Raw genomic sequence first — 26,388 nt, 5'->3', positions numbered from 1 at the left:
AAAGGATGCTCATCATGAAATTCGGTGTCTTCGACCAGAACGACCGTTCCGGCCTTCCCTTGGCAGAGCAATACGAGAAGCGGCTTGCTCTCGCCGAGCTCTACGATCGTCTGGGTTTTCACGCCTTCCACATGAGCGAGCACCACGGCACCTCGCTGAGCATGACGCCCTCGCCGAGCGTGTGGATGGCGGCTCTGGCCCAGCGGACGAAGCGATTGAGACTCTGCCCGCTTGTCTACCTGCTGCCGACCTATCATCCCGCGCGGCTCTATGAAGAGATCTGCATTCTCGATCATTTGAGCGGTGGACGCTTCGAGTTCGGGATCGGCCGTGGCGCCTCGCCCCACGAGCTCGATGCGCTCGGGATCGATTCCACGAAGGCTGCCAGGATGTACGCCGAGGCATTCGACACGATCCAGCGCTGTTTCACGCAGGAGACCGTCACAACCACTGGGGAGTTCTGGAGCCTGAACGACTACGTCGTGGAAATGAAGCCGCTTCAGCGGCCGCGCCCGCCCATGTGGTACGCCGTCGGCTCGCCCGATTCAGTCGTCTGGCCGGCGCGCAATGGTGTGAATGTCGTCTGCGGCGGGCCGGTGTCCCGCGTGCGCGCGATCTCGGATCAATATCGCGACGAAGTGGCCGCGGCCGGTGTGCAATCGAACCCGTCACCGCTCATCGGCATCAATCGCTACATCATCGTCGGCGAGACGGATCGCGAGGCGCACGAACTGGGTCGGAAAGCCTGGCCGGCCTTCTACGAAAACTTCATCAAGCTGTGGCGCAAGCACGGAACGCAGCCCGTCAACGCCAAACTGCCGCCTGCTTTCGATCAGCTTGCCGAATCCGGCCATGCCATTGCTGGGTCGGCCAGAACCGTCGCGCAAGCGCTTTCCGATCAAGTTGCGGCCGGAGGGGTGAACTACGTGATCGGCAGCTTCATGTTCGGAACCATGCCCCATACGGAGGCCGTGGCCTCGGTCCGTCGCTTCGCCGAGAACGTGATGCCTCATGTCGCGACCGCCGAAGCGGTTGCCGCATGACCGCGCAACAGAGGCGAATACCGGGAGGTGAAAATGTCCGATGACCGTCTATTCGACAGCCGCGACCTGCGGCGCGTGCTCGGCACCTTCGTCACGGGCGTGACCGTGATCACCACGGCCGATGATGAGGGCCGGTTTCACGGGGTCACCGCCAACTCGTTCAGCTCGGTGTCGCTCGATCCGCCCTTGGTTCTCTGGAGCCAGGCGGTCAAGAGCCACAGCCATCCGGTGTTCTCCGGAGCCGAACGCTTTGCAGTGAACATCCTCGCCGAGGACCAGATCGAGCTGTCGAAGCGGTTTGCGAAATCCTCACACGAGAAATTCTCAGGCGTCGATGTCGACATTGGCGACGGCGGCGTGCCGCTGCTACGCGATTGCAGCGCCCGCCTGCAATGTCGGGTCATCTCCCGCGTGCCGGGCGGCGACCACACGATCTATGTCGGTGAAGTCCTTGCGATCGATCACGCCAATCGGAAGCCGCTTGCCTTCGGAAACGGTCAATACCTGTCGACCGCTCCCCACGATCTCGCCGACGGCGCACAATCGTCGAGCCATGCTTCCGAGGCAAGGCGCGAGCCGGCCGCGCGGCTTGAGCTCCAGGCTGGAGCCTGAGCGATGGCCGGATTGTCTCTGTTGGATGCCGAGCTCCTTGCGCAGGACTTGCCGGAACTTGCTCAGGTGAGCGTTACCTCGCCGATCTATGAGGGGCAGCGGGGAGTGGTCGAATATCGCGCCGCCGGAAGCGGAGGCAATCCCGTGGTGCTGATGCTTCATGGACTTGGATCCAGTTCGGCTGGATACCGTGCTCAATTCGCCGGGCTGTCGCGCGAATTTCGCGTGGTCGCCTGGAACGCGCCGGGCTTCGGTGGCAGCTCGCCGGTCGCGGGGCGCGATGCGCGCATCGAGGACTATGCGGACGCACTCGAAGTCCTCGTGCTCGCGCTTCGCGTGAAGCGGATTTCCGTCCTGGTTGGCAGCTCGTGGGGAAGCGTCGTCGCGCTGGCTTTCGCGAGGCGCTATCCGTCGCTGCTCGGTAGCCTGGTCTTGTCGGCTCCTAATGCCGCCAGAGGTCATCTCGTGGGCGAGGCGCGCGACGCCGAGCTCGCTGCATGGCTGAGTACCGCAGATACCACGATCCCAGTCTCGCGTGCAGCGATCGCAGACAGGCTCCTCACGCCAGACACTCCGAGTCCCGTCCGGCAGCATATCGAGCCGTTGCGGGACGCAATGACGACCGACGGCTGGCACCAGGCGATACGGTCGCTCTTCACCATCTACACCCCTGACGTTATTTCCGAGGTCAGGTGCCCGATAGCCATACTCTCCGGCACGCGCGACCAGGTCGCGCCCCGTCGGGACCACGCGGATCGGCTCCTCGCCGCGGCGCCCTGGGCAACATGGCATTCGTTCGAGGATTGTGGCCACATGCTCAAACTCGAGGCTCCCGCCACATTCAATTCCATCGTTCGTCAGATGGTGGCCCAAACACAAACCCAGACGCCTGCCGCAATCGGCGCCTGACACAGGGAGGTCTAGATGCAAGTCATCAGGTTCGAGCAGCAAGACACGGTCGGCCATATCGTGCTGGCCAATCCGCCGAAAAATCTCATCGCCTCGAACTTCTCCAATTCCCTCAAGCAGGCCGTCCACGAGGCCAGCGAGGCCGACATCAGGGCCCTGCTCGTGCGTGCGGAGGGGCCGAATTTCAGCCAGGGAGGCGATGTGCTCGACTTCCTGGAGAAGAGCGCCAATCAGTTCCGGACCTTCATTGCCGAATGCAATCAGTCATTCCGTGCGCTTGAGGCCTTGCAGATTCCGACGGTCGCAGCCGTTCGCGGGGCGGCGTTCGGCGGCGCCTTCGAGCTCGCCCTCGCGTGCGACTTCATCATTGCGGCCGAAGATGCGATCTTCCGCTGCATCGAGGCCTCCGTCGGGTCCGCGCCGGTTGCCGGCGCAGTGCAGAGATTGGCCGAACGAATCGGCCGTTCTCGCGCCGCGCGCTATGCGATGCTTTGCGAGGCGATGTCGGGTACCACCGCCGGTCAATTGGGTCTCGCAACGCAGGTGTTGCCGTCCAGCGATGTCGAAGCTGCGGCGTTGAAGTTCGTGCAAGACCTTGCGACCGGTCCCACCCGTTCCTATGCGGCGATTCGAACATTGCTGAAAGCATGGTCGGGCGGCGGTGTGCCTTCGGCGGATGCGATGATCCTGGACGTCACGATGGCGCTTCACAGCTCTGAAGACGCCCGGCGCGGCCGAACGGCTCGGGCCGAGGCCATCAGGAAGGGGATCGAACCGCCCAAGATCGCCTTCACTGGCCGATGATGGAACGACTTGGTAGAGATCGTATCCTCGCTCGTCCGGACAGGTCCGCCTGCCGGACGAGCGGATAGTCTCAGCAGGTCGGGACGGCATGGATCGAAGATGGCTCGCGATTTGAACGATCTTCAGTTCTTCGTCTCCGTCGTCCTCCATCGGGGTTTCTCGGCGGCTTCTCGCGCGCTTGGCGTGCCCAAGTCACTTGTCAGCCGCCGGGTGGCACTGTTGGAGGAGCGGCTCGGCGTGCGGTTGCTCGATCGAACGACGCGCGGCGTCGGTCTGACCCCGGTCGGCCAACAAGTCTACGAGCATGCGCGGGCCGCGGTCATCGAGGCTGACGCCGCAGAGGAGGTCGCGCTCCGCATGCAGGCTGAGCCACGCGGGCTGGTTCGGCTGAGCTGCCCGCTCGGACTTCAGGATGCCATTGCCGGCCGTCTACCGGATTTCCTTGCGGCCCACCCTCAATTGCGCGTCCAGTGCATCGCAACCAATCGCCGCGTCGATTTGATCCATGAAGGGGTCGACGTTGCGATTCGCGTTCGCGAGCGGCTCGACACTGACGCCGATCTCCAGGTGAAGCGGATCGGTGTGAGCCGGCGTATCCTTGTCGCGAGTCCAGACCTGCTCGCAACGGCGGGCGTTCCGAGTACGCCAGCCCACCTTGCCAAACTTCCGATCCTGCACCAGGACGAGCAGAGCACGAGTACCTGGGATCTGACGGCCGAAGACGGTGAGACCGCCAGCGTATCCATCGAGCCTCGGCTTGCGAGCGGTAGCTTCGACATTCTGATGGCGGCGGCCTGCCAAGGCGCCGGAATTACCCTGCTTCCAGCCAGATATTGCCAGGATGCGCTTGCGAGCGGCGCCCTTGTGCGCGTGCTGCCCGAATGGAGCGGCACCGAGGGTATCCTTCATCTCGTCTTTCCCTCGCGACGCGGCATGCTGCCGAGTGTCAGGGTGGTGATTGATTTCGTCGCCGAGACGTTGAAATCGTCAGCCACCTCTTAGCGGAAGAGGGAGGTCGAGTGCGCAGGGCCCGTCGTGAGACCGCCGGTAGCTTCACGGGCTCGCCAGTCGGTCGTCGTTCACCAGATAGAACGACGTGTCCATATCCCGCCGACTAATCAAGCGATGGGTTTAGCCCCATAACCATTCCCAAGACGGCACCCGTCGAGTCCAAACAGGGAATGGTCATGTTGCAGCTTCGATCCAGGGAAACGCTCGATCACGCCGACCGCGGCTGGCTCAAGGCGCGCCACCATTTCATCGTGTCGGCAGACGGCAATCCGGCAAATGCGCCGCTAGGCGCGCTCGTGATCTGGAATGATGACGAGATCGCGCCGGGTACGGGCTTCGGCCGACATTCTCACGCCAACATGGAGATCGTGACCTATGTGCGCCAGGGTACCGTCACGCACGAGGACAGCGTCGGCAATGTCGGCCGGACCATGGCCGGCGACGTGCAGGTCATGAGCGCCGGGACGGGTATCAGTCATTCCGAGCACAACGGTGACGAGGATCCGCTCAAGCTATTCCAGATCTGGCTGCGTCCGCGTCAGAGCGGCGGAGCGCCCCGCTGGAATACGCGCAAGTTCCCGAAAACGGATCGCGCCGGGCGACTCATCGAGCTCGCAAGCGGAGATCCGAAGAGTCCCGAAGCGCTCACGATCCGCGCCGACGCCCGCATCCTGGGAGCCACGCTGCTCGCCGGGACCGCTCTGACCCACACGCCGTCGGCGCATCTGCGGCACACCTATCTCGCCCCTGCCCAGGGCGCGATTCTCGTCAACGGGCATCGGGTTGCTGTCGGCGACGGCATCGCCGCCATCGACGAACCCGAACTCACCATCACGGCAATCGAGGATGCGGAGTTCATCCTCGTCGATGCCGCCTGAACCCATCACACCAAGGAGCAAATACCATGAACCGCTATCTTCCTCTCGTTGGCCGCGTGCTGATCGGCCTGCCTTTCGTCATGAGCGGCCTCGGCAAGCTTGCCGCCTTCGGCCCGACGACCGCGATGATTGCCGCCGCCGGCCTGCCTGTGCCGCCACTTGCCTACATCGTGGCTGTCGCGCTCGAGCTCGGTGGCGGGATTCTGCTGATCGCAGGTTACCAGGTGCGCTTCGTCGCGCTCGCGCAGGCGGTGTTCTGTATCGCCGCTGGCGTGGCGTTCCACAACAACTTCGCCGATCAGAACCAGATGATCCATTTCCTCAAGAACGTCATGATGGCGGGTGGTCTGCTTCAGATCGCAGCGTTCGGTGCGGGCACCCTCAGCCTCGACAACCGACTGTCCAAGGGCAGTGTTTCCGTTGCGAACGCGGCGGCAGCGCGCTGAGCGACCTCGACGTCTTCGCGGGCAGGTGATGCCGGTTTCGTCCAAGACTTCGGAACTCATCGTCCTGCAAGAGTCTTTATCGTTAGCCGGACTCCGCAGCAAACCGCGGGGCCGGCCGGCGCCTGACGGTGGATGAAGGATGTCACACCGAATTTCGGTCAACGGCGAATCCCATGTGGTCGACGCTGCTGCGGAGACCCCGCTGCTCTACGTGCTGCGCAATGATCTCGGATTGAATGGTCCGAAGTTCGGCTGTGGCCTGAGGCAATGCGGGGCCTGCGCCGCCCTGATGGGCGGAAAGCTGGTGAGGACCTGCTCGATTGCTTTGCATGATGTCGAAGATGCTCCGATCGTCACGCTCGAGGGATTGGGCACGGCCGAGAAGCCGCATCCTCTCCAGAAGGCGTTCATCGATGAGCAGGCGGCCCAGTGCGGCTACTGCTCCAACGGCATGATCATGGCGGCGAAGGCCTTGCTGGATCAAAATCCAAACCCAAGCGAAGACGAGATCAGGGGTGCGCTGGCGGACCAGCTTTGCCGCTGTGGTGTCCACAATCGGGTGGTGCGCGCCGTTCGCCGGGCCGCCACGGAGGCCGCACGATGAGCGTTGCAAGGCTTTCCCGCAGGCAAGTCACGCAGTCGCTCGGTGTCGTACTCGCGACCTTCGCGCTGCCGTCTCCTCCTGTCTTTGGCCAGGCGACCACCAACGTGCCATTCAGCCTGCGCAACAATCGCAGACTGGCGGGATGGATCCGCCTGGAGCCCGATGAGACGGTGACGGTCTTCACGGGGAAGGCCGAGCTAGGGCAGGGGATCCTGACCGCGTTGGCGCAGATTGCGGCGGAGGAGCTCGACGTCCGGTTCGACAAGATCCGCATGATCTCCGCTGACACCTCGCGGGGACCGGATGAGCAGTACACCTTTGGCAGCCAATCGGTCGAGCAGAGCGGAGGCGCCATCCGTGCGGCAAGTGCCGAGGCGCGTGGCATTCTTCTTGCTGCGGCGGCGCGTCGGTTTGGCCGCCGCACGGATGATCTACAGGTCAGAGATGGCACGATCGCCGCGTTGGACGGGAGACGCGCGACGTTTTGGGAACTCGCGAAGGAGAGTTCCGATCTGTTGAAGGGCGACATCGCGCTCGCCGCCGCGCCGAAGAAGCCGAGCGATTATTCAATTGTCGGCAAGTCAGTCAATCGGATCGATCTGCCCGGAAAGCTGACTGGAGCACCGTCCTACGTTCAGGACCTGAGGCTTCCCGGAATGATCTTTGCGCGGGTGGTCCGCCCACCGCGCTATGGTGCGAAGCTGCTTTCCTTTGACGAAGCCGCGGTGCGTTCGCTTCCGGGCGTGATCGCGGTCATCAGGGACGGAAATTTTCTGGCCGTGGCCGCCAGGCGCGAAGAGCAGGCGATCGCGGCCCGCAATGCGATCGCGTCTGTTGCGCGTTGGAGCGACGACGCGGTGCAGCTTCCCGACATCACCGGCTTGCGCGCAGAGCTCCAGAAGCTTCGCGCCGAGACGATCGTTGTGGGCGCCGCCGGTCTGTCCGCGCCCGCGCCAGACCAAGCCAAACGGGTGAGCGCCGAATATTCCCGTTCCTATTTGTCGCATGCAGCCATCGGCCCTTCCTGTGCGGTCGCCTGGCTGAAGGACGGTCGCATGACCGTGTGGTCCCATACGCAGGGCGCGTTTCCCCTGAGGGGCGACTTGGCCAAAGTGTTGGGCATGCAGGCCAACGCGGTCGACGTCGTCCATACGCCAGGATCCGGATGCTACGGGCACAATGGCGCCGACGACGTCGCGCTCGACGCGGCGCTTGTGGCGCGCGCCGTCCCGGGCGCGCCGGTCAAGCTTCAGTGGATGCGCGACGACGAATTCGCCTGGGCTCCCCTCGGTCCCGCAATGGCGATGAAGGTCGAAGCGGCGCTTGGATCGGACGGCAAGATCGTCGACTGGTCGTACGACGTCTGGAGCAACAGCCACGCGATGCGGCCGGGCCAGGCCGGCGGCGTCAATCTTCTTGCGGCATGGGACTTGAGCACCCCCTTCGTGAAGTCCCCTCCGCCGCATATCCCTCAGCCGTTTGGCGATGGTGACCGCAACGCGGTGCCGTCTTATGAGCTACCGCGGAAGGAGATCCGGAACCATCTCCTGCTCGATACGCCGATGCGAAACGGCTCGTTCCGAACGCTTGGATCGCACGGCAACACCTTCGCCATAGAGTCCTTCATGGACGAGCTCGCCGAGGCCGCCGGCAGCGATCCGCTTGCATTTCGCCTGGCTCATCTCAGGGATTCCCGCGCGCGGGCCGTGCTGCAAGCCGCCGTCGACAAGGCCGGCTGGATTCCGGGAAAGAGAGGCGATGGCCAGCATGGCCGGGGCCTGGCCTTCTGCCGCTACAAGAACATCGGAATGTATGCGGCCGTCGTGGTCGACGTGGAGGTCGACCGCAAGACCGGCCTCATCAAGGTCCCCCGCGTCGTGATGGCGGCGGATATCGGAGTCGTCGTCAATCCCGATGGTGCGAAGAACCAGCTCGAAGGCGGCATCGTGCAGGCGGTCAGTCTGGCGCTGAAGGAGCAGGTCACTTTCGACAGGCGCGAGATCACGAGCCGTGACTGGTCGGGCTATCCGATCCTCGCGTTTCCCGACGTGCCCAGCATCGAGATCATGCTGATGGAACGAGGCGGTCCCTCGCTCGGAGCCGGCGAAGGCGCTCTTCCGCCGACATCCGCAGCCCTGGCCAATGCCTTCGCGCATGCGACGGGACGACGCCTCCGTGACCTGCCGATGACGCTGGAACGCGTGAAGGCCTCGCTTTCCTGATCACAACGCGCGGATCGAGGAGTTACGCGACGAGCTGGATTGACTCCCGCGGCGAGCGATGCCGCGCATCGCCCAGATCACGCTCGCGCGCGCCGTTCCACCAGCAGGACGGGCCGTCCTATCCGCGACCCGAGGAATGAACTTTACGAACGTAAAGTTTCGCAGCAAAATGCGCCTCGTCGGACGAGGGAGTTGCATCCTTACGAAAGCGTCAAACGTCGACCCGAAAGCGTCGCGAAAAGCCGGGATGAAACCATGATCGAGGAACGGGACATCAGCGTCGCCATGAGGGACGGGACGCGACTGGCGGTCGACGTCTACCGTCCGGACATGCCCGGCAAGTATCCGGTGCTGTATGCGTCGGCGCTGCATAACAAGGACATTCAAGGGCCCGATATCGCCGACATCCTGCCGCCGCAGCCGGCTCACGCGCCACTCTGGTTCGGTCCGATCGAAGCGGGCGATACGCGACGCTTCATTGCCAATGGTTACGTCCATGTGATCGCGCAGCCGAGAGGCTCTGCCAAGTCGGAGGGGCATTACGGCCACGAGGACACGGACCACTACGACACGATTGAATGGATCACGCAGCAGCCGTGGTCCAACGGCAAGGTCGGGATGGTCGGCATCTCCGGCTATGCCGGCGAGCAATGGCGTGCCGCAGCTCAAGGGCATCCGGCGCTCAAGGCCATCTTTCCGTACGACGCGTGCAGCGCCTATGGCGGCATGTTCGGATTTCGCGACTTCAATCCGGGCGGTGTCCTGCACACCTTCCCTTATTTGCTCGACGTCTTCAGCACGGTTCACGAGTCCCGTGACCGGCCTGCCGAGCTTCCCGCCGCGGAGGAAGCCCTCTGGCGCCGGGCCATGCAGAACCCGGACTTCAAGCAGTACATCAACCTCTACAACATCCTCACCCAGAAGGGACAGCGCACCTTCGTCATGTATCTCATGATGACGCATCCCTGGGAGTTCGACGGAACGGTCGAGCGCGCGGAGGAGACTTTCAAGAAAATCAAGATCCCGTTCTACACGGGCTCGGGAGCCTATGCCTACACCTACAAGCTTCACTGGCTTGGCGCGCAGCATTACTTCCAGAATGTCGATGTACCCAAGAAGCTGCTGTTCACCGGACCGGCTCATCTCGAGCGGCCGTTTCATCAATATCACGACGAGATCCTGCGCTGGTATGACCATTGGCTGAAGGGGCAGGACACCGGCATCATGAGCGAGCCGGCGGTCCGTTACTGGCTGATGGGCGCCAACGAATGGCGAACTGGAACAGATTGGCCGCTGCCGGAGACCCGCTGGACCAAATACTATCTCTCCCATTGGGAAGGCTTGTCGACCGAGCCGCCGCGGCCTGCCGCTGAGCTTGGGGCTGCTGCACGGGAGCCCGATGTCTTCACCCAGATGCCGGTGACGCGGACGACGAAGGTCGAGCGCCTGCGCTACATGACCGAGCCTCTGCCGCATGACGTCACCGTCGCCGGCCCGATCACGCTGACGCTCTATGCCGCGATCGATCAAGACGACACCAATTGGATCATCGTGCTCAAGGATGTGGGGCCGGATGTCTCGGTCCGTACCGCGCGCGAAGGCGAACGGGATGTTCCATCGAATTTGCCCGAGCGTGAGCTGACGCGAGGCTGGCTGAAAGCCTCATACAGGGCTCTCGATGAGAAGCGTTCGAAGCCCTGGGAGCCATTCCATAAGCTCACGCAGGACGCGATCGCTCCGGTGACTCCGGGGGAAGTGGTCGAATACCAGATCCAGATCCTGGCGACCGCCAACCAGTTCAAGGCGGGGCACCGGATCTGTCTCGACATCACCTCCATGGACGTTCCGACCGGCACCGGAGCCATGACCAATGTCGAGTACATCCCGTATCACGTTTGCAGCAGCAGAACCGTGACCCACAAGGTTTATCGGCACGCCGAGCGGCCGTCGCATCTGTTGCTGCCGATCATCCCCGAATCCACCGATCGACGTCCGGCCTGACGTCCAATCCAACAGAGGAAACGCTGCGATGAGCATTCGATTTGAGCGAGACGGCGCGGTCGGGACCATCGTGCTGGAAAATCCTCCCTTCAATCGGCTGGACCTGCGCTTTGCGCAGGCGTTGCGGGCAGCGGTGCACAAGGCCAGCGAAAGTGATATACGCGTGCTCGTCATTCGCGCCGAGGGGCCGCATTTCAGCTTCGGCGGTGAAGTGCGCGAATGGCCGGGGAAGGACGTCAATTGGTTCCGGACTTTCGTCGCCGACGTCAACGCGTCCTATCGCGCGATCGAAATGCTGAAAATTCCGACCGTCGCCGTGGTTCAGGGCGTTGCATTTGGCGGAGGATTCGAGTTGGCGCTGGCCTGCGACTTCCTGGTCGTAGCTGACAGTGCGACCCTTCGCTGCGTCGAGGTCACGACTGCGATGCTGCCGATCGCCGGCGCGCTCCAGCGGATCGCCGAGCGTGCGGGACGCGCACGGGCATCACGGCTCTCCATGCTCGGCGAGCCGACGTCGGGACGTGAAGCTGGAACGCTCGGAATCGCAACGCATGTCGTGCCGGAGAGTGAACTGTCGGCAACCGCGGCTAAATTGGTTCAGCAGCTCGCGACGGGGCCAACCAGATCCTACGCTGCGACACGGACGTTGCTCAAGGCTTGGTCCAGCGGCGGTGTGGCCGCCGCCGATCTCGTGATGCTCGACGTCGCGATGGAGCTCTACAACGGCGCCGATGCCCAGCGCGGCTTTGTGAACACGGCGGATGCCTTCAACAAGGACATCGAGCCGCCGACGCTGGTCTTCGAAGGAAAGTGAGCGGATCACGTAACTTCGGCAAGGCCGGCATCATTTGAAATATCGTCAATCGACAGGAGGGATTTGTGCAGCGTGAAAGCTACGTGCATGGCAACAGCGGTGCGCCTCTGATTGGCAGGACGATTGGCGCCCTTCTGGACGACGTAGCTGCGACCGACGGGTCCCGCGAGGCGTTGGTCGTTGCGCACCAGAAGATCCGGTGGACCTACGCGGAGCTCAAGTCGCACTCCGACGCATTTGCCTCGGGACTTCTGGCTCTCGGTCTGGAGCCGGGAGACCGGGTCGGCATCTGGTCGCCGAACTGCGCGGAATGGACGATCGCGCAATTCGCAACGGCGAAAGCGGGCCTGATCCTCGTCAACATCAATCCAGCCTATCGCCTGAGCGAGCTGGAGCACGTCTTGAAGGCGGTCGGTTGTCGCGCGCTGATCACCGCGGCCCTCTTCAAGTCGAGCGACTACATCGCCATGATCCGCGAGCTCGCCCCGGAGCTCGGACGTGCAAACGGCGAGCTGCGCAGTTCCCGCCTGCCGGAGCTCCTGCACGTCATCTCGATTGCGGGGAAGCACGATGGCTGCTTGACGTTCGACTGGGTCCTCGAGAAGGGCAGGCAAACAGGCAACAGGCGGCTAGACTTCGTTGCGTCGAAAGTCCAGATGGATGATGCCGTCAACATTCAGTTCACCAGTGGCACTACGGGACTGCCGAAAGGAGCGACCCTCTCACACCACAATCTGGTCAACAATGCTTTCTTCGTCGGCGAGGCAACCGGCATCGAGCCTGGCTCGCGCGTGTGCATCCCGGTTCCGCTGTATCACTGCTTTGGCATGGTGATGGGCAATCTCGGCTGCGTAACGCATGCCGCTACGATGGTCTATCCATCGGAGTCGTTCGAGCCGCTCAAGACGTTGGAGGTCGTCGAGGCCGAGCGTTGCGACGTGCTCTACGGCGTTCCCACGATGTTCATCGCGCAGTTGAACCACCCCGAATTCCCGCGCTTCGATCTGAGGGCGCTGCGCCGCGGGATCATGGCGGGGGCGCCATGCCCGATCGAGGTCATGAAGGACGTCGCCTCGAAGATGCACATGAGCGAAATCACCATCGCTTACGGCATGACCGAAACCAGCCCGGTGAGCTTCCAGAGCAGCCGGAATGACCCGCTCGAGATGCGGGTCTCGACAGTCGGACGAATCCAGCCGCACCTTGAGGTCAAGATCGTCGACCGTCAGGGTCGGGTCGTTCCGCGCGGAGAGGCCGGCGAACTCTGCACCAGAGGCTACTCGGTAATGCTCGGCTATTGGAACGATGAGGCGCGAACGAAGGAGGCGATCGACGCCGCCGGTTGGATGCATACGGGGGACCTGGCAACCATCGACGAGGATGGCTATTGCCGCATCGTCGGCAGGATCAAGGACATGGTCATCCGCGGCGGCGAGAACATCTATCCTCGCGAGGTCGAGGAGTATCTGTACCGCCATCCCGACATTCAGGACGTCCAGGTCTTCGGCGTTCCCGACGCAAGATATGGCGAGGAGCTTTGCGCCTGGATCGTTCCGAAGCCCGGCGCCAGGCTCTCCGAGGAGGTCGTGCGCGCGTTCTGCCAGGATCGCATCTCGCACTACAAGATCCCGCGCTACATCCGTTTCGTGGAGAGCTTCCCATCGACTGTCACGGGCAAGGTCCAGAAATTCGCGATGCGGGAGGCGATGATCGAAGAGTTCGCGCGCGCGGCGAGGGTTAGCGCTTGAACTGCGGCGAACGCGGCGTTGAAGCAAGAGAGCAGCCAACACGTCGCTTGGCGTCCGGTTGGAGACTATGCTAATCGAAGGCCGAATGGGGACGAAAACAGCTCGGAAGAGGCGGCCGCGCAAGAGGGCTGAACAACAGCGCTCAATCGAGACGCGGGCCTCCATCCTCGATGCTGCGATTTCAGAATTTGCTGAAAAGGGATTTGAGGGGGCGAGCATCCGCGCCATCGCCGATCGGCTCGGCCTGCAGCATCCCCTGATTACCTATCACTATCGCAGCAAGGACATTCTCTGGCGGGCAGCAGCGGAGTATGCCTTCGCACAGATTCGGTCCGAGTGGGATGTGTCGGCCCCTGACGGGTCCGAGTTGTCGCCGCTGACGCGGCTGCGCCGAGAGTACGCGACTCTTTTCCGGTACACCGTCGCGTTTCCCGAGTTTCACCGCTTCATGCGCCAGGAAAGCTTGATGAATAATCCGCGTTTGAAATGGGTCGCGGAAACGGTGCTGGCTCCGCTCTTGGGGCGGTTGTTGCCTCAGATCATTGAGGCGCAGAAGCTCGATCTCATTCCTGCAGTCGACCCCATCTTGTTTCACTATATGATGGTCGGCCTCACCGCCACGCTTTCGGGATTCGGGCCGGAAATGCAGATTACGAGCGGGCTGTCCTCCGGGGATCCGAAAGTGGTGGAGGCCTATTGGCGACTTGTCGATGAAACGGTCTTCGGGAAAGGACCGAAGCGGGTCGCAAAGGCGCACCTCTAGCTAAAATCATGTAGCTTTCCGGTCAGGCCGTGGCGCCGGCGCCCCCGCTCAACGCCGATCTCGGCGCCCAACGCCTTGACCTTCGTCGTGTCGGGTGAAGTGGCGGCCCGTGGCTCGGACGGATCGACTTCGTTGGCAACGGCAATCTTCATGAGACCTCCGGCGACGCGACCAAGTTCGGAAAACTGTAGCTCTTGAACTGGTCGCGTAGCGCGGTCTTCAGGATCTTGCCGGTTGCGGTATGAGGAATGGGACGATCGTCGAAGCCGTCTTTTCGGTCGGTGAGACCCGTCACTTCGTCTATGGGAAGGGAGAATACAAGATCCACGATCTTGAAAATGTTGGCGATGCTGACTTGTGGTTCACCGCGGTTGAGTTTCTCGACAGTGCCAATGCGCCCTTGGCGCTTGGCATGTGATCTCAATCGTGGAGCTTGCACGAAGCTGACTGTCAGCGATTCGTCTGACGATTTGCACTCGCGCTTGATCGAGCGTGTAGTCGCCGGCGAGCGGGAAGCTCGCCGGCGACGCATCGCCATACCCTATTGCCGCGTCAGGCGAACCACGTCCTGCCTCAGGAGGTAGAGCGAGACGGCGAGCAGAACTACGTCCTTCATCAGGAACGGCACGTTACCGGTCATCGCAGGGAAGCCTCCTGCGGCGATGTCCCAGCCCTCTGGCATGAACGGAATGATGGTGACGGTCGCGATGAACGTGCCGGTCGAGCCGAGCGCGCCAAGAACGCCAAGCCGCTTGTCCCAGAAGCCCGCGAGCAGCAGGGACCCGAACGTCCACTCCGACGCGCCCAGGAAATAGCTGGCGCCGGTGTGACCGAACACTGGATAGAGCCACCAGATCAGCGGGCCGTTGCTGATGAACGGGGCCAGTCTCTCGAACTCGTACGGAAACCACTTCTGGTAACCGAAGAAGAGAAACATGATCACCATCGAGGCCCGGACGATGTGGTAGTCGAGATCCTCCGCGAGCAGCCCGGACCTTGAGAGCGCGCGGACAAGTGGGCTCTGTGTGGTGTTGGCAAGCGTAGTCATGGTCGTGATCCTTTCATGCAAGATCTGACTGGGGCGCGGTCGCGTCACGCGACCGCGGGGAAGTCGATCTCGGTGTCGTTGATGCGGTTGAACACGTTGGTGAAGACGGTGGTCGCGAACGCGAGGCTGATCTCCACCAGCTGCGCGTCGCTGTAGCCGGCGGACTTGATCGCGGCGAAATCCTCGTCGCTGACGGTGCCGCTGAATTGCGCAAGCTTGCGGACGAAGCGGATCAGCGCATCGCGCTTTTCATCGCCGGTCGCCCGGCGCTCGCGGATCCTCTTCAACTCTTCAGGCTTCACCCCGGCGAGCTTGGCGAGATGATTGTGGGCGGCGACACAGTAGTCGCAGCCGGCGGCTTCGCTGATAACGAGCTTGATAGTCTCCTGATCGCGCTTGGTCAGGCTGCCTGCAGCGAGCACGGTATCGGCAGCGAGCACTGCCTTGAGTGCAGCTGGACCGTGGGCGGCAATGGCCGCAAAGGTGTTCGGCACGCTGCCAATCGCCTTCTTGATTTGGGCGTAGATCTGGCCGGACGGGCCGGCGACGGTTTCGAGGTTGGGGACTGAAAGACGGGACATGATGGCACTCCTTGGTTTGGGTGGTGAACGATTGCGAATGACAGTATGGCCTCGTCATGATACTTTAAATGTCAGTATGTCTCATATTTATGCTCAATCGTATCAAATTGGGGCTCTCGGGAGGCCGCCATGGATTGGCTCAGCCGGCTGTTCGAGATGATGCCCGTGCGCGGCCGGCTCGACCTGCGCTGCAACTACGGGGCGCCCTGGCGCATCGACCAGGGGCCGGGCGAGGCGAACGAGATCCCGTACCATGCCGTGCTTGCCGGCTCTGCGATGCTCGAAGATCCGGCGGGAGGCCGGCCGTTGCAGCTCAAGGCCGGCGACATCCTGCTGCTTCCCGGCAATCCGCGGCACGTCATGCACGACGGCAGCGGTGCGGCGCCGCTTCCGGCCCGTAACCGCGCGACTCTCAACTTCACGATCAGCGAAAGTCTCGGCTCGGACGAGCGGCTCGATCTCCTGTGTGGGCACTTCGCGATCGCTCCGCCGCATGAGCGCCTCTTGCGCAACTACTTGCCAGCACGCCTCGTCGTGAATGCCGGCGTTCACGCCGGCGAGAGGGAGACGGCTAGTCAGCTCAGTGGCCTCGTATCTCTGATGCGCAGTGAGTCCGCGGACAATCGTTTGGGCGGTCGCGCGATGCTGAACGCGCTGTCGACTGCGATGTTCGCGCTTGTGCTGCGGCTCGCAAGCGAAGCCGACAGCGCGCCGCGCGGTCTTCTTGCGCTGGCGGGCGATCCCCGCCTGGCATCGGCAGTAGCCGCTCTGTTCAATGAACCCGCCCGCGCGTGGTCGCTGCCCGATCTCGCGCGCCTTTGCAACATGTCGCGCGCTACGCTCGCCCGGCAATTCCAGGAAAAGCTGGGCACATCGGCAAGCAACCTCCTCACCGAGATCCGGATGGCATACGCTGCAAACGAGCTGAGGAAATCTTCTCTCTCCACCGGCGCTGTAGCGGAGACTGTCGGGTACCAGTCGGAAGCGGCCTTCCAGCGCGCCTTCAAGAGCCACATGGGCGTCACTCCGGCGCAGTGGCGCAGGATGCGGGAGCCATCCGCTCGGGATGTCTTCGCAAGGTCGGCGGCTGCCGCCAGCGCGCCGAAGCGGATGTGGCTGACAAGGGTCCGCCAGCGAAGGGCGGCGACGCTCCTTCGCTGGCCGAGAGTTAATGGAGGGCGAGGTGCCGCTCAGGCGGCCGCTGCGGAGTCGGCAGTCGGATAGTCCGTATAGCCGCGCGCGTCGCCACCGTAGAAGGTTGACCGATCGTAGCGGTTGAGCGGCAGGCCGTTTCGCAGCCGCTCGGGCAGGTCCGGGTTGGAGATGAAGTGGCGGCCGAACGCGACGAGGTCGGCATCTCCGGCAGTGACGATCGCCTCGGCCGAGTGGGGGTTGAACCCGCCTGCCGCGATCAAGGTTCGCGAGAACTTTGGCCGCAGATGCTGGGCAGCAATCGGAGCCTGGCCCTTCGCAACTTCCTCGATACCCTTGATGCGCGGCTCGACCAGGTGCAGATACGCGATGCCCAAGCGGTCAAGCTCGCCCGTCACGTAGCCGAACGTCGCCGCCGGATCGCTGTCCGACATCGATCCGTACGTGCCGCTCGGTGCGATGCGCACGCCTACGCGATCGGCGCCCCAGATGGAGATCGCCGCCCGCGTCACCTCGAGCAGGAAGCGGGCACGATTTTCGATTGGACCGCCGTACTCGTCCGTACGCTTATTGGTGCCGTCCTGCAGGAATTGATCGGGCAGATAGCCATTCGCGCCATGAATTTCGACGCCGTCGAAACCCGCGCTTAGCGCGCGCTGTGCGCCCGTGCGGAACTCCTCGATGATGTCAGGGATCTCGTGCAGCTCGAGCGCCCGCGGCGTAGAGAAAGGAACTTCTCCGTTCCTGGTGTAGGCGTAGCCCTCCGCGGCGATCGCGGAAGGGGCGACCGGCGCCTCGCCGTTCGGCTGCAGGTCGACATGCGACTGCCGGCCGACATGCCACAACTGCTGGAATATGTGGCCGCCCTTGGCGTGGACCGCGTCGGTGACGCGCCGCCAGCCGACGATCTGAGTATCCGAGTAGATGCCCGGCGCTCCGGCATATCCGTTGCCGCGGGTGGAGACGGGCGTTGCCTCGGAGATGATCAGGCCGCCACGCGAGGCGCGCTGGGTATAGTATTCGACCATCAGGTCGCTCGGGATATCGCCGGGGTCGGAGCGCATCCGCGTCAGCGGCGCCATCACAACGCGATGGGACAATCGATAGGGGCCGACCTGGGTCGGCGTGAACAGCTTGGACATCGTCGTTTTCCTTTGAGACAGATCGGGTGAAGAGACGACGGCCGATGGTCGCGAAGACCTTGCGCCCCATCGGCCGCCTCATGCGCCGTCAGGCCTTGACGGCCACCGCCTGCTGAAGAACCGGGATCATGTCTTCTGGCTCGGGTCGGCGGGTGTAGTCGGGGTTCACTTCGGAGTAGAGGATCACGCCGTCCTGTCCGATCACGTAGCGGGCCGGCATCGGCAGCGTCCAACTCGGATCATCGTTGAACGTCGGCAGATCATTCTTCAGTTGCTTGTAGAGCTCGACCAGATAGTCGGGCAGGTTAAAGCGCAGACCGAACGCGGCGCCGACCTTGCCCTTGGCATCCGACAGGATCGGGAAAGACAACTTGTTCTGACGCACCGACTTGCGGCTGTTCGGCGCGGTCTGCGGCGAGATGGCGATGAGCGAGGCGCCGTACTTGTCGAACTCGGGCTTCGCTGCTTCGAGCGCCTGCAGCTCCATATTGCAGTACGGGCACCAGACACCGCGGTAGAAGCTGAGCACCAGCGGGCCGCGCTTCAGCAAATCCTCCGAGCTCACGACGTTGCCTTCGGGATCCCTGAGCGAGAAGGAAGGAGCGAGATCGCCAGCCTTCCTGGCGCGCTGCGCGGCGCCCGACTCGATCAATTCCGCGGTGGCGCGGTGCATCGTCTCAATGACGGAGCGAGGAACGTTGTAAGGCGGCTTTCCGGCCTCGAAATCGGCTTTGAAAGCATCGAGCTTGGCTTGAAGCGACATGACGGTTCTCCTTCGCTTGCGTGGAGGACGGCAGCGCCGTCCGTTTCGTTGAACTCACACGCAGCAAGCTAAGGGAGCCAGCCATGCCGGGTAGCGGGGTTGTTGGACTAGAGATTATTCCCACCGGGAATGACCGCTACGCAGGGTCAGCAGCCGCGACAGATGATCAGCTTGCGGTCCAGCTCCTGGTCGAACTGCTGTTGCTGATGCTCCCATGCCGACACGGCTTTTCGATCGGGGGACATCGGCCTGCTGTGGCTGCCGATGGCCGACCGGAGCGAGCCAGGGAAGGCGCGAGGTCAGTGCTATCGACCGGTTCCGTGCAACGGCTGAGTTCGTTTCCCTGGCATCGGCATGATTTGTTGTCGTGCTGATCGGCAGATCAGCATCGTCCTGGTAGGCCGCATTTACCGGCGAATGCGGGGCGATCAAGACAAGGCCTGCAGCGGCCGCGCGGATCGCGCGGTTGATGATCGAGATGCGGGGCATGGCGACACTCCTTGGCAAGAAGCTCGGGATGAGCAACTCCGTTGTATGTCACCGTACCTATCGCCCCGAAACCTTGAATGCCGCCCCGGATCGAAGACATGCTCGTTCGTCTCATCGGCATCGAGTGCCCATGGACGCCAGCGCTCAGGCTTACTCGGTCATGCGTTGAATGTACGTTCGAAGAAATCCACGAACGCCCGCGCTTTTGCCGTTGCGGCGCGCCCGCTCGGAAGCACGGCCCACAAGTCGAGGGCCGGGAGGCTCCATTCCGACAGGACCGCGCGCACCGCACCCGATCGCAGCTCGGGGCTGAACATCCACTCCGAGGCGATGGTGAGACCTGCATCCGCGAGCACCGCAGCTCTCACGCCTTCCGCGGCGGTCACGCGTAATCTGCCCTTAACGGTGACCGCCAATTCGGTGCTCTCGCGCCGAAATGACCAAATGCTGCCTTCTCCCTGGAGATAGACGACCGCCTGATGCTTGCTCAGTTCACTTGGCGTCAAGGGCGTGCCCGCGCGATCGAAGTAGGCAGGCGTGCCCAACACGAGACGCTGGCATCTTGCAATACGGCGAGCAGTCAGGGTCGAATCCATCATCTTCCCCATCCGAAGAGCCACGTCGATCCCCTCCTGGACGAGGTCGATCTGACGGTCGTCCAGAACGATCTCGAGCTCGAGCTCAGGGTGTTGCGACAGAAATTTCGGCAACAGCGGAATGAGATGAATGCGGGCGAAGGTCACCGCGGCGCAGATCCGCAATCTGCCTTTCAGTCCGGCGCCGGCTCCGCGTGCGGCGAGCTCGGCCTCGGCCGCTTCCTCGAGAGCCCGCCTGGCGCGCTCGAGATAGCCGAGCCCGGCTTCCGTCGGGGTGAGGCCGCGCGTCGAACGCGTCAGCAGCTTGACCCCGAGATATTCCTCCAGTTGGGCGACCGATTTGGAGACGGCTGGCTGCCCCACCCGAAGCTGTCGGGCGGCTCCGGAGAAGGAGCCCGTCTCAACGACCCGCACGAACGTCTCCATCGAAGCTAGACGATCCATCCTATTCTCCGCAGGAATGAGCGATATCGCTCCGCCCTGTCTGCCATGTCTGACGAGAATTGGCCACTCTCCATCCATCCAAGCGGTTGCCCGGCAAAGGAGAGAGAGTGATGTGCACCCATGAACACCCGATCGCAATTCCGGTCCGGAGCGCAGGCGCAGCCTCGAGCAGCTTGACTCGCGCGGAGGCGGTCGCCCTCCAGACCGTTCAAACCCTGAGCGCGACGGCAAGGGATGCTCTGTTCGCCTATGCGATGACGGGCAGCGCGGTGGCGAGCCTCGCCATCATTGCCGCGCCGCAACTGGAGGTGCTGCTGCGCTGCGTCTTCAATGGCCGTGGATGATAGGGCGCAGGCCGCCTGCGCGCCTTGCGTAGTTGACAAGCTCTCGCCAACGCATTGAATCGGATGCGGCAACGCATGCCAACAGGTGGAACTAGGACGTCCCGAATGGAGCAACCGATCGAACGCCCGACAGCACCTATCTCGCATAGGCGCACATTCGACCGGGCCAGCGTCCCTGGCCAGATCGTACTCGTTCTGCAGGGTGGGGGTGCATTGGGATCCTACCAGGTCGGCGTGTACCAGGCGCTGCAAGAGGCTGGCATCGAGCCGGACTGGATCGTCGGCACGTCCATCGGAGCCATCAACGCCAGCCTCATTACCGGAAACGCACCGCAGGATCGTCTGCCGCGACTGCGCGAATTCTGGAGCAGGGTGCAGCGCGTGCCGCAGTGGGGTTTTAGCGGCGTCCTGTCGGGATTTGGCGACAAATGGTCCTACTGGACGACGTTGACGCACGGCATACCCGGCTTCTTTACGCCCAATCCGTTCGCCCATGTCGGCGATTGCTATCCGCTGGGCACAGACCACGCCGGCTACTATTCGACTGCACCGCTTGAGGCCACTCTCTCCGAGCTCGTAGACTTCAATCTCATCAACGGAGGAAAGCCGCGCCTCACGGTCGGGGCGGCACATGTGCGCACCAGCCAGATGACATATTTCGACAGCCGCCGCTGCGAGCTGGACGTGAAGCACATCATGGCGTCCGGCGCGCTGCCGCCGGCATTTCCAGCGGTGCGTGTCAATGGCGAATTGTATTGGGACGGCGGCATCCTCTCCAACACGCCCACCGAGGTGGTGTTTGACGACAACCCGCGCAGGGATTCGCTCATCTTCACGGTCCACCTCTGGAATCCAGTGGGCGGCGAGCCAAGCACGATGGCGGAAGTCCTCAATCGCCACAAGGACGTGCAGTATTCCAGCCGGATCGCAAGCCAGATCACGCGACATCAGCAAGCCCACCGGTTGCGCCACGTCATCAACGAGCTTGCGGCGCGATTGCCTGATGCCGAGCGCGACAGACCGGAGGTGCGCGAATTGATGGGTTATGGCTGCCAGACCCGGATGCACGTGGTGCAGCTGTTGGCTCCGCAACTCGATTACGAGGATCACACCAAGGACGTTGATTTCAGTCCTGACGGCATCAGGCGGCGTTGGGACGCGGGCTACGGCCACACGAAGGCAGTGCTCGCACGCGAGCCGTGGGTCGGGCAGTTCGATCCGCTCTCGGGCGTGATCCTGCACGAGGCTAGAGAGTTCAAGGCGCTCGCCGCAGAATGAGGGGGAGGTAAGCGCCGCACTCGTTATCCTGCACCGGCGGCGCTCAGCTGATAAAGCCGCCCGGTTGCGTCCAGGTCCTCGACGCGCCATTCACCGCCGACACCGTCGATGATCCACCTGAGCAGCGCCCACAAATCGGTATCGACATTGGTGTCGTCCAAGGTCTCAAGCGCATAGGGCAGGGCGTAGACCTCGAGCCCGTCCGGAAACGGCTCGCCGCTCCGCCCGATGAACACCAGCGCGTAGATCATTCCCGAAGGAGCCCGCACGTAGCCAGGTCGCGACAAACCTGCGGAATTCAGCGCGAAGCGGTTCACGAAGAAATCCCGGAATTCGGGGTAATGGCCGAGGCGATCCTCGGTTAACACCAGTGCCCTTCTAGTTCCGCTCATTTCGGGATCATCGATGATTTCGATCTTCGTCGTCACTGCCTCCCATCGATGCGATCGAGAAAACGGTTGATCTTGCCGGCGATCTCGTCGCCGGAGTCCTCCTGCAGGAAGTGCCGACCTGTCACTAGTTCGGGTCCTTCGGCGTGCGGTAAGAGCTCCTTGAAGCGCGTCGCGAATGTCTTGTGGTCGAACACCTCGTCCTCTCTGCCCCAGACCAGCAGCGTCGGAAACTTCGACTTCTTCAGCTCGCGCTCGAGCCATTCGAAGCGCGCGAAGCCGCGTGCGCTTTCGTCCAACGGTATCCAACGCGGCCAGGTCCATGTGAGAAGACGGGATGCTGAATCGGGCAACATGCCCTCATAAATGGGCTGCGCCTCGTCCCTGAACTTCCTGCGGTCGACCACGGAGAGATACATCCCGCGACCTGCAAGCGCGTTGTGGCGTCCGAGAAGATAGGGCCCGACGAGGGGCGCATGCATTATGCGCCATGGGAAAATCTGCTTGTGAAATTCGGCCGGAGGCAGCGGCCATGCCCACGTGCTCATGATGACCAGGGCGCAGACGCGGTCCGGATTGGACAGGGCGAACCCGAGGCCGGTAGGTCCGCCCCAATCGTGGCAAACCATGGTCGCGTTGCGCACATCGAGTTGTCGCAAGAGACCGGTCAGGTTGGCGGTGTGTCCGTCCAGCGTGTGGGCCTGTTCGCGGACGGGCTTCTCGGAGAGCCCGAAGCCGACCATGTCCGGCACGATCACGCGCCTTCCCGCCGCGGTCAGCGGCTTGATGAATTTCCGGTACAGAAATCCCCAGGCTGGGTTGCCGTGGAGGAGAACAACCGGATCGCCGGCGCCCTCGTCGATGTAGTGCATGCGCCAGCCGTTGACTTGCTTGAATTTCGGCTCGTACGGCCATTGCTCATGCGTGAACCGCTGCGCTGTTTCCGACGCTTTCATCCTTTTCCTCCCTATCCAAAGAAGATGACGGCCTGGCCGTTGAGGCCCGGCAGCCTGACCACGGGGCCAAGAGATTTACCAGTCGCGAAATCGAACGCGACGACTTCGTCCTGGGCCACGCAATACAGCTTTCCGTCCGACCCGAAGCGTAGGCCGCGCGGCTTTCGAAACCCCAGCCCGCGATCCGGAGCAAGGACGCGAACAAGACGGCCGTTGGATCGATCATATTCGCGGAGAGTCGTCACCGCGTTCGGATCTCCAAATGGTCGTTCACTGCTGACGACCACGTTTCCGTTTGGCGCGATCGTGAGATCGAGCGGACTGAGATCCGGATCTTGGACCTTCCAGGAAGGATTGACCGTCCACTCCGGACCGAATGCCAGAATGGTGTTGTCGCCTTCGCCGCCCGGGCCGATGCCGGATGCGAGAAAGAGCGTGCCGTCCTGTCCGAACGCAAAACCGCGCGGGAACGGGACCACTGCGGTCGGAAGTACAACTTCGCCGGATCCATCGAGCGTCGGGGCAAACGCCACGATCGTCCGCGCAGCGCGCAATCCGACGTAGTACCGGCCATCTGGTCCAAAATTACCGCCGCCTGGGTTTAGCCTGGGTATTGCGCCGGTCTCGCGCACCACACGCGCCTTGCCATCGAGTGCCAGAACGCGGTCCGAACCTCTGTTGAGGAAGAGCAATGAATCGTCGACGCCGACCCCGCGCGGGTCGACGATCCGGGCGTCTTCACTGAACGGGCCGAGCAGTTTGCCGTCCGCATCGAACGCTAAGAGCTTGCCGTGCCCCGAGCCATTCGCGCCTGAGGCGCTCGTCACAAGAAGGACCATGGAATGCTCCTGTGGTTATCCTCACGCGATCATCTCGAGTGCCAGAGCGATCCCCTGGCCGCCGCCGATGCACATCGTGACAATAACCTTCTTGAGTCCATCCCGGCGCATCGAATGGAGGAGACGGGTGGTCAGCACAGCGCCTGTCGCGCCGATCGGATGGCCATGGGCGATAGCGCCGCCCTCGACGTTTACGATCTCGGGCGGCAGCTTGAGTTCCTGCATGACCGCAAGTGCTATGGCGGCAAACGCTTCGTTGATCTCGATGCGCTCGACGTCATCACTGGTCCAGCCGGCGCGCGCCAGCGCCTGTCTGACAGCGGGGATCGGGCCAAGGCCGAACATGCCCGGCTCGACCGCCGCGATGCCGTAGGACACGAGCCGGGCAATCGGCGTCAGGCCGCGTTTGGCGGCCCAATCCTCTCCCGCCAGCACCATCGCCGCTGCGGCGGTGTTCAAGCCGGGCGCATTGCCCGCGGTGATCGTGCCGCCATCGCGGAAAGCCGGCTTCAGCCTGCCCAGCGCCTCGATCGTTGCATCCGGGCGGTTATGCTCGTCGACCTGGAACGTACTCGGTCCCTTTCGGGTGAGAACTTCGACGGGCACGATCTCGCCCTCGAATTTGCCGGCGCTCTGCGCGGCGGAAAACCGCGTATGCGAACGCAGGGCCCACTCGTCTTGCGTTGCTCGGCTGATCTGAAACTTCGTGACCAGGTCTTCCGTGTGCCAGCCCGAGTGCGCGTCCGAGAAGGCATCGTTGAGGCCGTCGCGCAACACGCTGTCGTAGAGGGTGCCGTCCCCCAAGCGGTGGCCCCATCGGCCGCGCGCGATCAGGTACGGAGCTGCGTCCATGTTCTCCATGCCGCCAGCGATGGCGGCATCCACCGAATTCATCAGGATTTCGTGTGCCGCGGAAACGATCGCCTGCGCGCCGGAGCCGCAGACGCGATTCACCGTCATGGCAGGTACCTGGACCGGAAGTCCCCCTTGGATCGCGGCCTGGCGCGCGGGATTCATCTTGTTGCCGGCCTGCACCGTGTTTCCCATGACGACCGTGCCGATCTCGTCAGGCCGCAGGTCGGAACGCTGAAGAGTGGCATCGATCGCCGCCGCACCCAGTTCGACGGCCGGAATATCCTTCAAGGTTCCGCCGAATGTTCCGATGGCCGTTCGAACCGGCTCAACGATCACCACCGAGTGCTTCGATGTCATGGAAAGACCTCCGCCGAGAAGACGCACAGCAATTGAGAACCTAGCTGTCGTGCATGGGATGATTCCGGCAGAGCCGTCTTCGCAACAATACTTATTCCTGCGTAGAATATGCGGCGGGGGTTAAGGAGGGCCCTCCGCCGTCGACCTTCCGATCACTATCCATGCTGCGTCTTTGTTCCTATTGCGCCCTCGGCCTTTCCTGGATTGTGCTCGGATCCGGCTGGCCCAGAGTGGGCATCGGGGAGTAGAGTGAACCGGGTTCTGCGCGGGAGGTTTGCCTATGCCGCCCGGACCGACGCTGCTCACGAAGCGCTCCGCTGCGAGATGCTCCGACACGGCTAGAACAGCTTCCAGTTTAGCAATCTCTTAGAACATTTAGCTCGCTTGCCGCGCTTTGGCGAGCAATCAGGTCTTTCTGGCTCCTCGCCTGCGAGAGCAGTGAATGCGCGACGTGAGCGACCATACCGGGACCGAGGACCGTCACAGGATCCAGCAAGTCCCTCCAGTCGCTGCCGAGCGTCTCGCCTTTCCAGGTTCGTCGGGCGATCCAACGAGGGAGGGTCCCGGAACCATGGCCGCCGGCTCATTTGCGCGAGGACCCATTCCCCGCCGGAATGAATGATATCGCCAGATCACGCCTGCCGTAGCGCCGGGGAATGGGCGAGGGTGCTGTCCTACGTTCTGACCAGGAGACGGGAGAGAGAAATGATCAACGGATTTACGCTTCACGACACGAAAACCGCGCCGGCGGCTTCCGCCGAAATCCTCAACGGCGTTCAGAAGTCTTGGGGTTTCGTGCCCAACCTGCGCCGCGTCCTCGCAGAGAGTCCGGCAGCACTTGAGGCTTACAGCACCCTTTGGGGGATTGCCGAAAAGACCAGTTTCACCCCGCAAGAGCGCAACATCGTCTATCTCGCTATCATCTACGAGAACGAGTGCACTTATTGCATGGCCGGTCACACCAATCTGTCGCGCATGGCCAAGGTGGAGCCGGAGGCAATCTCCGCCGTCCGCGAGGGCCGCCCCATCGCCGACGCGAAGCTAGAGGCCTTGCGCCAGTTCGCGGCCAAGGTCACCCGGCAGCGCGGCGTCGTGAGCCAGGCCGACGTCGCCGCCTTCAAGGCCGCGGGCTACGACAATCAGTCGGTGCTGGACGTGCTCGTCCTCGCCGCGACCAAGCTCATCTCCAACTACACGAACCATCTCGCCGAGACCCCGAACGATTCGTTCATGAAGGGCGCCGAGTGGAGCGCGCCGGGCAAGTTGAAGCCCGCCGCCTGATACGTGAACGAGGCTGCCT

General features: G+C 62.9%; 29 protein-coding genes. 17 read left to right on the top strand and 12 right to left on the bottom strand.

The features are described 5' to 3' along the window. Nucleotides 1–14 precede the first annotated feature (14 nt). The 13 genes from QA640_RS47590 (at nucleotide 15) to QA640_RS47530 (ending at nucleotide 13,855) form a co-directional block, all read left to right on the top strand. Nucleotides 15–1,043, top strand: coding sequence for an LLM class flavin-dependent oxidoreductase (locus QA640_RS47590; RefSeq protein WP_283043417.1), 1,029 nt, complete (start codon nucleotides 15–17; stop codon nucleotides 1,041–1,043). A gap of 33 nt (nucleotides 1,044–1,076) precedes the next feature. After that, entirely contained in the window at nucleotides 1,077–1,655 is a 579-nt protein-coding gene (locus tag QA640_RS47585; RefSeq protein ID WP_283043416.1) for a flavin reductase family protein, read from the top strand. Nucleotides 1,656–1,658: 3 nt separating this feature from the next. Continuing rightward, nucleotides 1,659–2,564 carry an alpha/beta hydrolase gene (locus tag QA640_RS47580; protein ID WP_283043415.1) on the top strand — a complete coding sequence of 302 codons (906 nt, stop codon included), beginning with the start codon at nucleotides 1,659–1,661 and terminating at the stop codon, nucleotides 2,562–2,564. A gap of 15 nt (nucleotides 2,565–2,579) precedes the next feature. Further along, nucleotides 2,580–3,368, top strand: coding sequence for an enoyl-CoA hydratase/isomerase family protein (locus QA640_RS47575; RefSeq protein WP_283043414.1), 789 nt, complete (start codon nucleotides 2,580–2,582; stop codon nucleotides 3,366–3,368). A 99-nt stretch (nucleotides 3,369–3,467) separates the two neighbouring features. After that, entirely contained in the window at nucleotides 3,468–4,370 is a 903-nt protein-coding gene (locus tag QA640_RS47570) for a LysR substrate-binding domain-containing protein (protein WP_283043413.1), read from the top strand. Between the two features lie 185 nt (nucleotides 4,371–4,555). Beyond that, nucleotides 4,556–5,257 (top strand): pirin family protein, encoded by a 702-nt coding sequence (locus QA640_RS47565; protein WP_283043412.1) that lies wholly within the window; start codon nucleotides 4,556–4,558, stop codon nucleotides 5,255–5,257. 26 nt (nucleotides 5,258–5,283) lie between these two features. After that, on the top strand, nucleotides 5,284–5,703 hold the full coding sequence (locus tag QA640_RS47560) for a DoxX family protein (RefSeq protein WP_283043411.1): 420 nt from the start codon (nucleotides 5,284–5,286) through the stop codon (nucleotides 5,701–5,703). Nucleotides 5,704–5,842: 139 nt separating this feature from the next. Next, nucleotides 5,843–6,307 (top strand): (2Fe-2S)-binding protein, encoded by a 465-nt coding sequence (locus QA640_RS47555; protein ID WP_283043410.1) that lies wholly within the window; start codon nucleotides 5,843–5,845, stop codon nucleotides 6,305–6,307. After that, nucleotides 6,304–8,529: a molybdopterin cofactor-binding domain-containing protein gene (locus QA640_RS47550; protein WP_283043409.1), complete on the top strand. Its 2,226-nt coding sequence runs from the start codon at nucleotides 6,304–6,306 to the stop codon at nucleotides 8,527–8,529. The genes QA640_RS47555 and QA640_RS47550 overlap by 4 nt, the downstream gene beginning before the upstream one ends. A gap of 255 nt (nucleotides 8,530–8,784) precedes the next feature. Beyond that, nucleotides 8,785–10,530, top strand: a complete 1,746-nt coding sequence (locus tag QA640_RS47545; protein ID WP_283043408.1) for a CocE/NonD family hydrolase — start codon at nucleotides 8,785–8,787, stop codon at nucleotides 10,528–10,530. 28 nt (nucleotides 10,531–10,558) lie between these two features. Then, a complete protein-coding gene (locus QA640_RS47540) occupies nucleotides 10,559–11,344 on the top strand; it encodes an enoyl-CoA hydratase/isomerase family protein (protein ID WP_283043407.1) in 786 nt (261 codons plus the stop codon). A 65-nt stretch (nucleotides 11,345–11,409) separates the two neighbouring features. Further along, the gene (locus QA640_RS47535) at nucleotides 11,410–13,092 is read left to right on the top strand and encodes an AMP-binding protein (RefSeq protein WP_283043406.1); all 1,683 of its coding nucleotides are present in this window, start codon (nucleotides 11,410–11,412) and stop codon (nucleotides 13,090–13,092) included. A gap of 85 nt (nucleotides 13,093–13,177) precedes the next feature. Next, on the top strand, nucleotides 13,178–13,855 hold the full coding sequence (locus QA640_RS47530) for a TetR/AcrR family transcriptional regulator (RefSeq protein ID WP_283043405.1): 678 nt from the start codon (nucleotides 13,178–13,180) through the stop codon (nucleotides 13,853–13,855). On the opposite strand, the gene QA640_RS47525 is transcribed toward QA640_RS47530, so the two are convergent. Genes QA640_RS47525 through QA640_RS47510 form a run of 4 tightly spaced genes read right to left on the bottom strand, consistent with a single transcriptional unit; the run spans nucleotide 13,852 to nucleotide 15,484 of the window. Continuing rightward, nucleotides 13,852–14,007 carry a hypothetical protein gene (locus QA640_RS47525; protein WP_283043404.1) on the bottom strand — a complete coding sequence of 52 codons (156 nt, stop codon included), beginning with the start codon at nucleotides 14,005–14,007 and terminating at the stop codon, nucleotides 13,852–13,854. The genes QA640_RS47530 and QA640_RS47525 overlap by 4 nt on opposite strands. Next, the gene (locus tag QA640_RS47520) at nucleotides 14,004–14,393 is read right to left on the bottom strand and encodes a hypothetical protein (protein WP_283043900.1); all 390 of its coding nucleotides are present in this window, start codon (nucleotides 14,391–14,393) and stop codon (nucleotides 14,004–14,006) included. Before QA640_RS47520 ends, QA640_RS47525 begins: the two co-directional genes overlap by 4 nt. A 3-nt stretch (nucleotides 14,394–14,396) precedes the next feature. After that, nucleotides 14,397–14,903, bottom strand: coding sequence for a DUF417 family protein (locus QA640_RS47515; protein WP_283043403.1), 507 nt, complete (start codon nucleotides 14,901–14,903; stop codon nucleotides 14,397–14,399). A gap of 44 nt (nucleotides 14,904–14,947) precedes the next feature. After that, nucleotides 14,948–15,484: a peroxidase-related enzyme gene (locus tag QA640_RS47510; RefSeq protein WP_283043402.1), complete on the bottom strand. Its 537-nt coding sequence runs from the start codon at nucleotides 15,482–15,484 to the stop codon at nucleotides 14,948–14,950. 129 nt (nucleotides 15,485–15,613) lie between these two features. Between QA640_RS47510 and QA640_RS47505 the strand changes: the two genes are divergently transcribed. Further along, the gene (locus QA640_RS47505) at nucleotides 15,614–16,708 is read left to right on the top strand and encodes an AraC family transcriptional regulator (protein ID WP_283043401.1); all 1,095 of its coding nucleotides are present in this window, start codon (nucleotides 15,614–15,616) and stop codon (nucleotides 16,706–16,708) included. Here QA640_RS47505 and QA640_RS47500 read toward each other — a convergent pair. The 4 genes from QA640_RS47500 to QA640_RS47485 form a co-directional block, all read right to left on the bottom strand. Further along, nucleotides 16,675–17,778 carry an alkene reductase gene (locus QA640_RS47500; protein WP_283043400.1) on the bottom strand — a complete coding sequence of 368 codons (1,104 nt, stop codon included), beginning with the start codon at nucleotides 17,776–17,778 and terminating at the stop codon, nucleotides 16,675–16,677. The genes QA640_RS47505 and QA640_RS47500 overlap by 34 nt on opposite strands. Nucleotides 17,779–17,866: 88 nt before the next feature. Next, a complete protein-coding gene (locus QA640_RS47495) occupies nucleotides 17,867–18,541 on the bottom strand; it encodes a peroxiredoxin-like family protein (protein WP_283043398.1) in 675 nt (224 codons plus the stop codon). A gap of 114 nt (nucleotides 18,542–18,655) precedes the next feature. Next, entirely contained in the window at nucleotides 18,656–19,030 is a 375-nt protein-coding gene (locus QA640_RS47490) for a hypothetical protein (protein ID WP_283043397.1), read from the bottom strand. Nucleotides 19,031–19,188: 158 nt separating this feature from the next. Further along, on the bottom strand, nucleotides 19,189–20,070 hold the full coding sequence (locus QA640_RS47485; RefSeq protein WP_283043396.1) for a LysR family transcriptional regulator: 882 nt from the start codon (nucleotides 20,068–20,070) through the stop codon (nucleotides 19,189–19,191). Nucleotides 20,071–20,180: 110 nt separating this feature from the next. On the opposite strand from QA640_RS47485, the gene QA640_RS47480 reads away from it, so the two are divergent. Both QA640_RS47480 and QA640_RS47475 read left to right on the top strand, forming a co-directional pair. After that, a complete protein-coding gene (locus QA640_RS47480) occupies nucleotides 20,181–20,414 on the top strand; it encodes a hypothetical protein (protein ID WP_283043395.1) in 234 nt (77 codons plus the stop codon). Between the two features lie 105 nt (nucleotides 20,415–20,519). Further along, a complete protein-coding gene (locus QA640_RS47475; RefSeq protein WP_283043393.1) occupies nucleotides 20,520–21,692 on the top strand; it encodes a patatin-like phospholipase family protein in 1,173 nt (390 codons plus the stop codon). A gap of 23 nt (nucleotides 21,693–21,715) precedes the next feature. On the opposite strand, the gene QA640_RS47470 is transcribed toward QA640_RS47475, so the two are convergent. From QA640_RS47470 to QA640_RS47455, 4 genes are read right to left on the bottom strand one after another with little or no spacing between them, the layout of a single operon-like run. Then, on the bottom strand, nucleotides 21,716–22,120 hold the full coding sequence (locus QA640_RS47470) for a hypothetical protein (protein ID WP_283043392.1): 405 nt from the start codon (nucleotides 22,118–22,120) through the stop codon (nucleotides 21,716–21,718). Continuing rightward, nucleotides 22,117–23,037, bottom strand: coding sequence for an alpha/beta fold hydrolase (locus QA640_RS47465; RefSeq protein WP_283043391.1), 921 nt, complete (start codon nucleotides 23,035–23,037; stop codon nucleotides 22,117–22,119). The genes QA640_RS47470 and QA640_RS47465 overlap by 4 nt, the downstream gene beginning before the upstream one ends. A gap of 11 nt (nucleotides 23,038–23,048) precedes the next feature. Next, entirely contained in the window at nucleotides 23,049–23,876 is an 828-nt protein-coding gene (locus QA640_RS47460) for a hypothetical protein (RefSeq protein ID WP_283043390.1), read from the bottom strand. Between the two features lie 21 nt (nucleotides 23,877–23,897). Then, entirely contained in the window at nucleotides 23,898–25,088 is a 1,191-nt protein-coding gene (locus tag QA640_RS47455) for an acetyl-CoA C-acyltransferase (RefSeq protein WP_283043389.1), read from the bottom strand. A 705-nt stretch (nucleotides 25,089–25,793) separates the two neighbouring features. On the opposite strand from QA640_RS47455, the gene QA640_RS47450 reads away from it, so the two are divergent. Beyond that, nucleotides 25,794–26,369, top strand: coding sequence for a carboxymuconolactone decarboxylase family protein (locus QA640_RS47450; protein WP_283043388.1), 576 nt, complete (start codon nucleotides 25,794–25,796; stop codon nucleotides 26,367–26,369). The last annotated feature ends 19 nt before the right edge of the window (nucleotides 26,370–26,388 follow it).

Source organism: Bradyrhizobium sp. CB82 (assembly GCF_029714405.1).
Classification (GTDB): domain Bacteria; phylum Pseudomonadota; class Alphaproteobacteria; order Rhizobiales; family Xanthobacteraceae; genus Bradyrhizobium.
The sequence above is the reverse complement of the archived record's forward strand: the minus strand, read 5'-3'. Positions and strand labels throughout refer to the sequence as shown.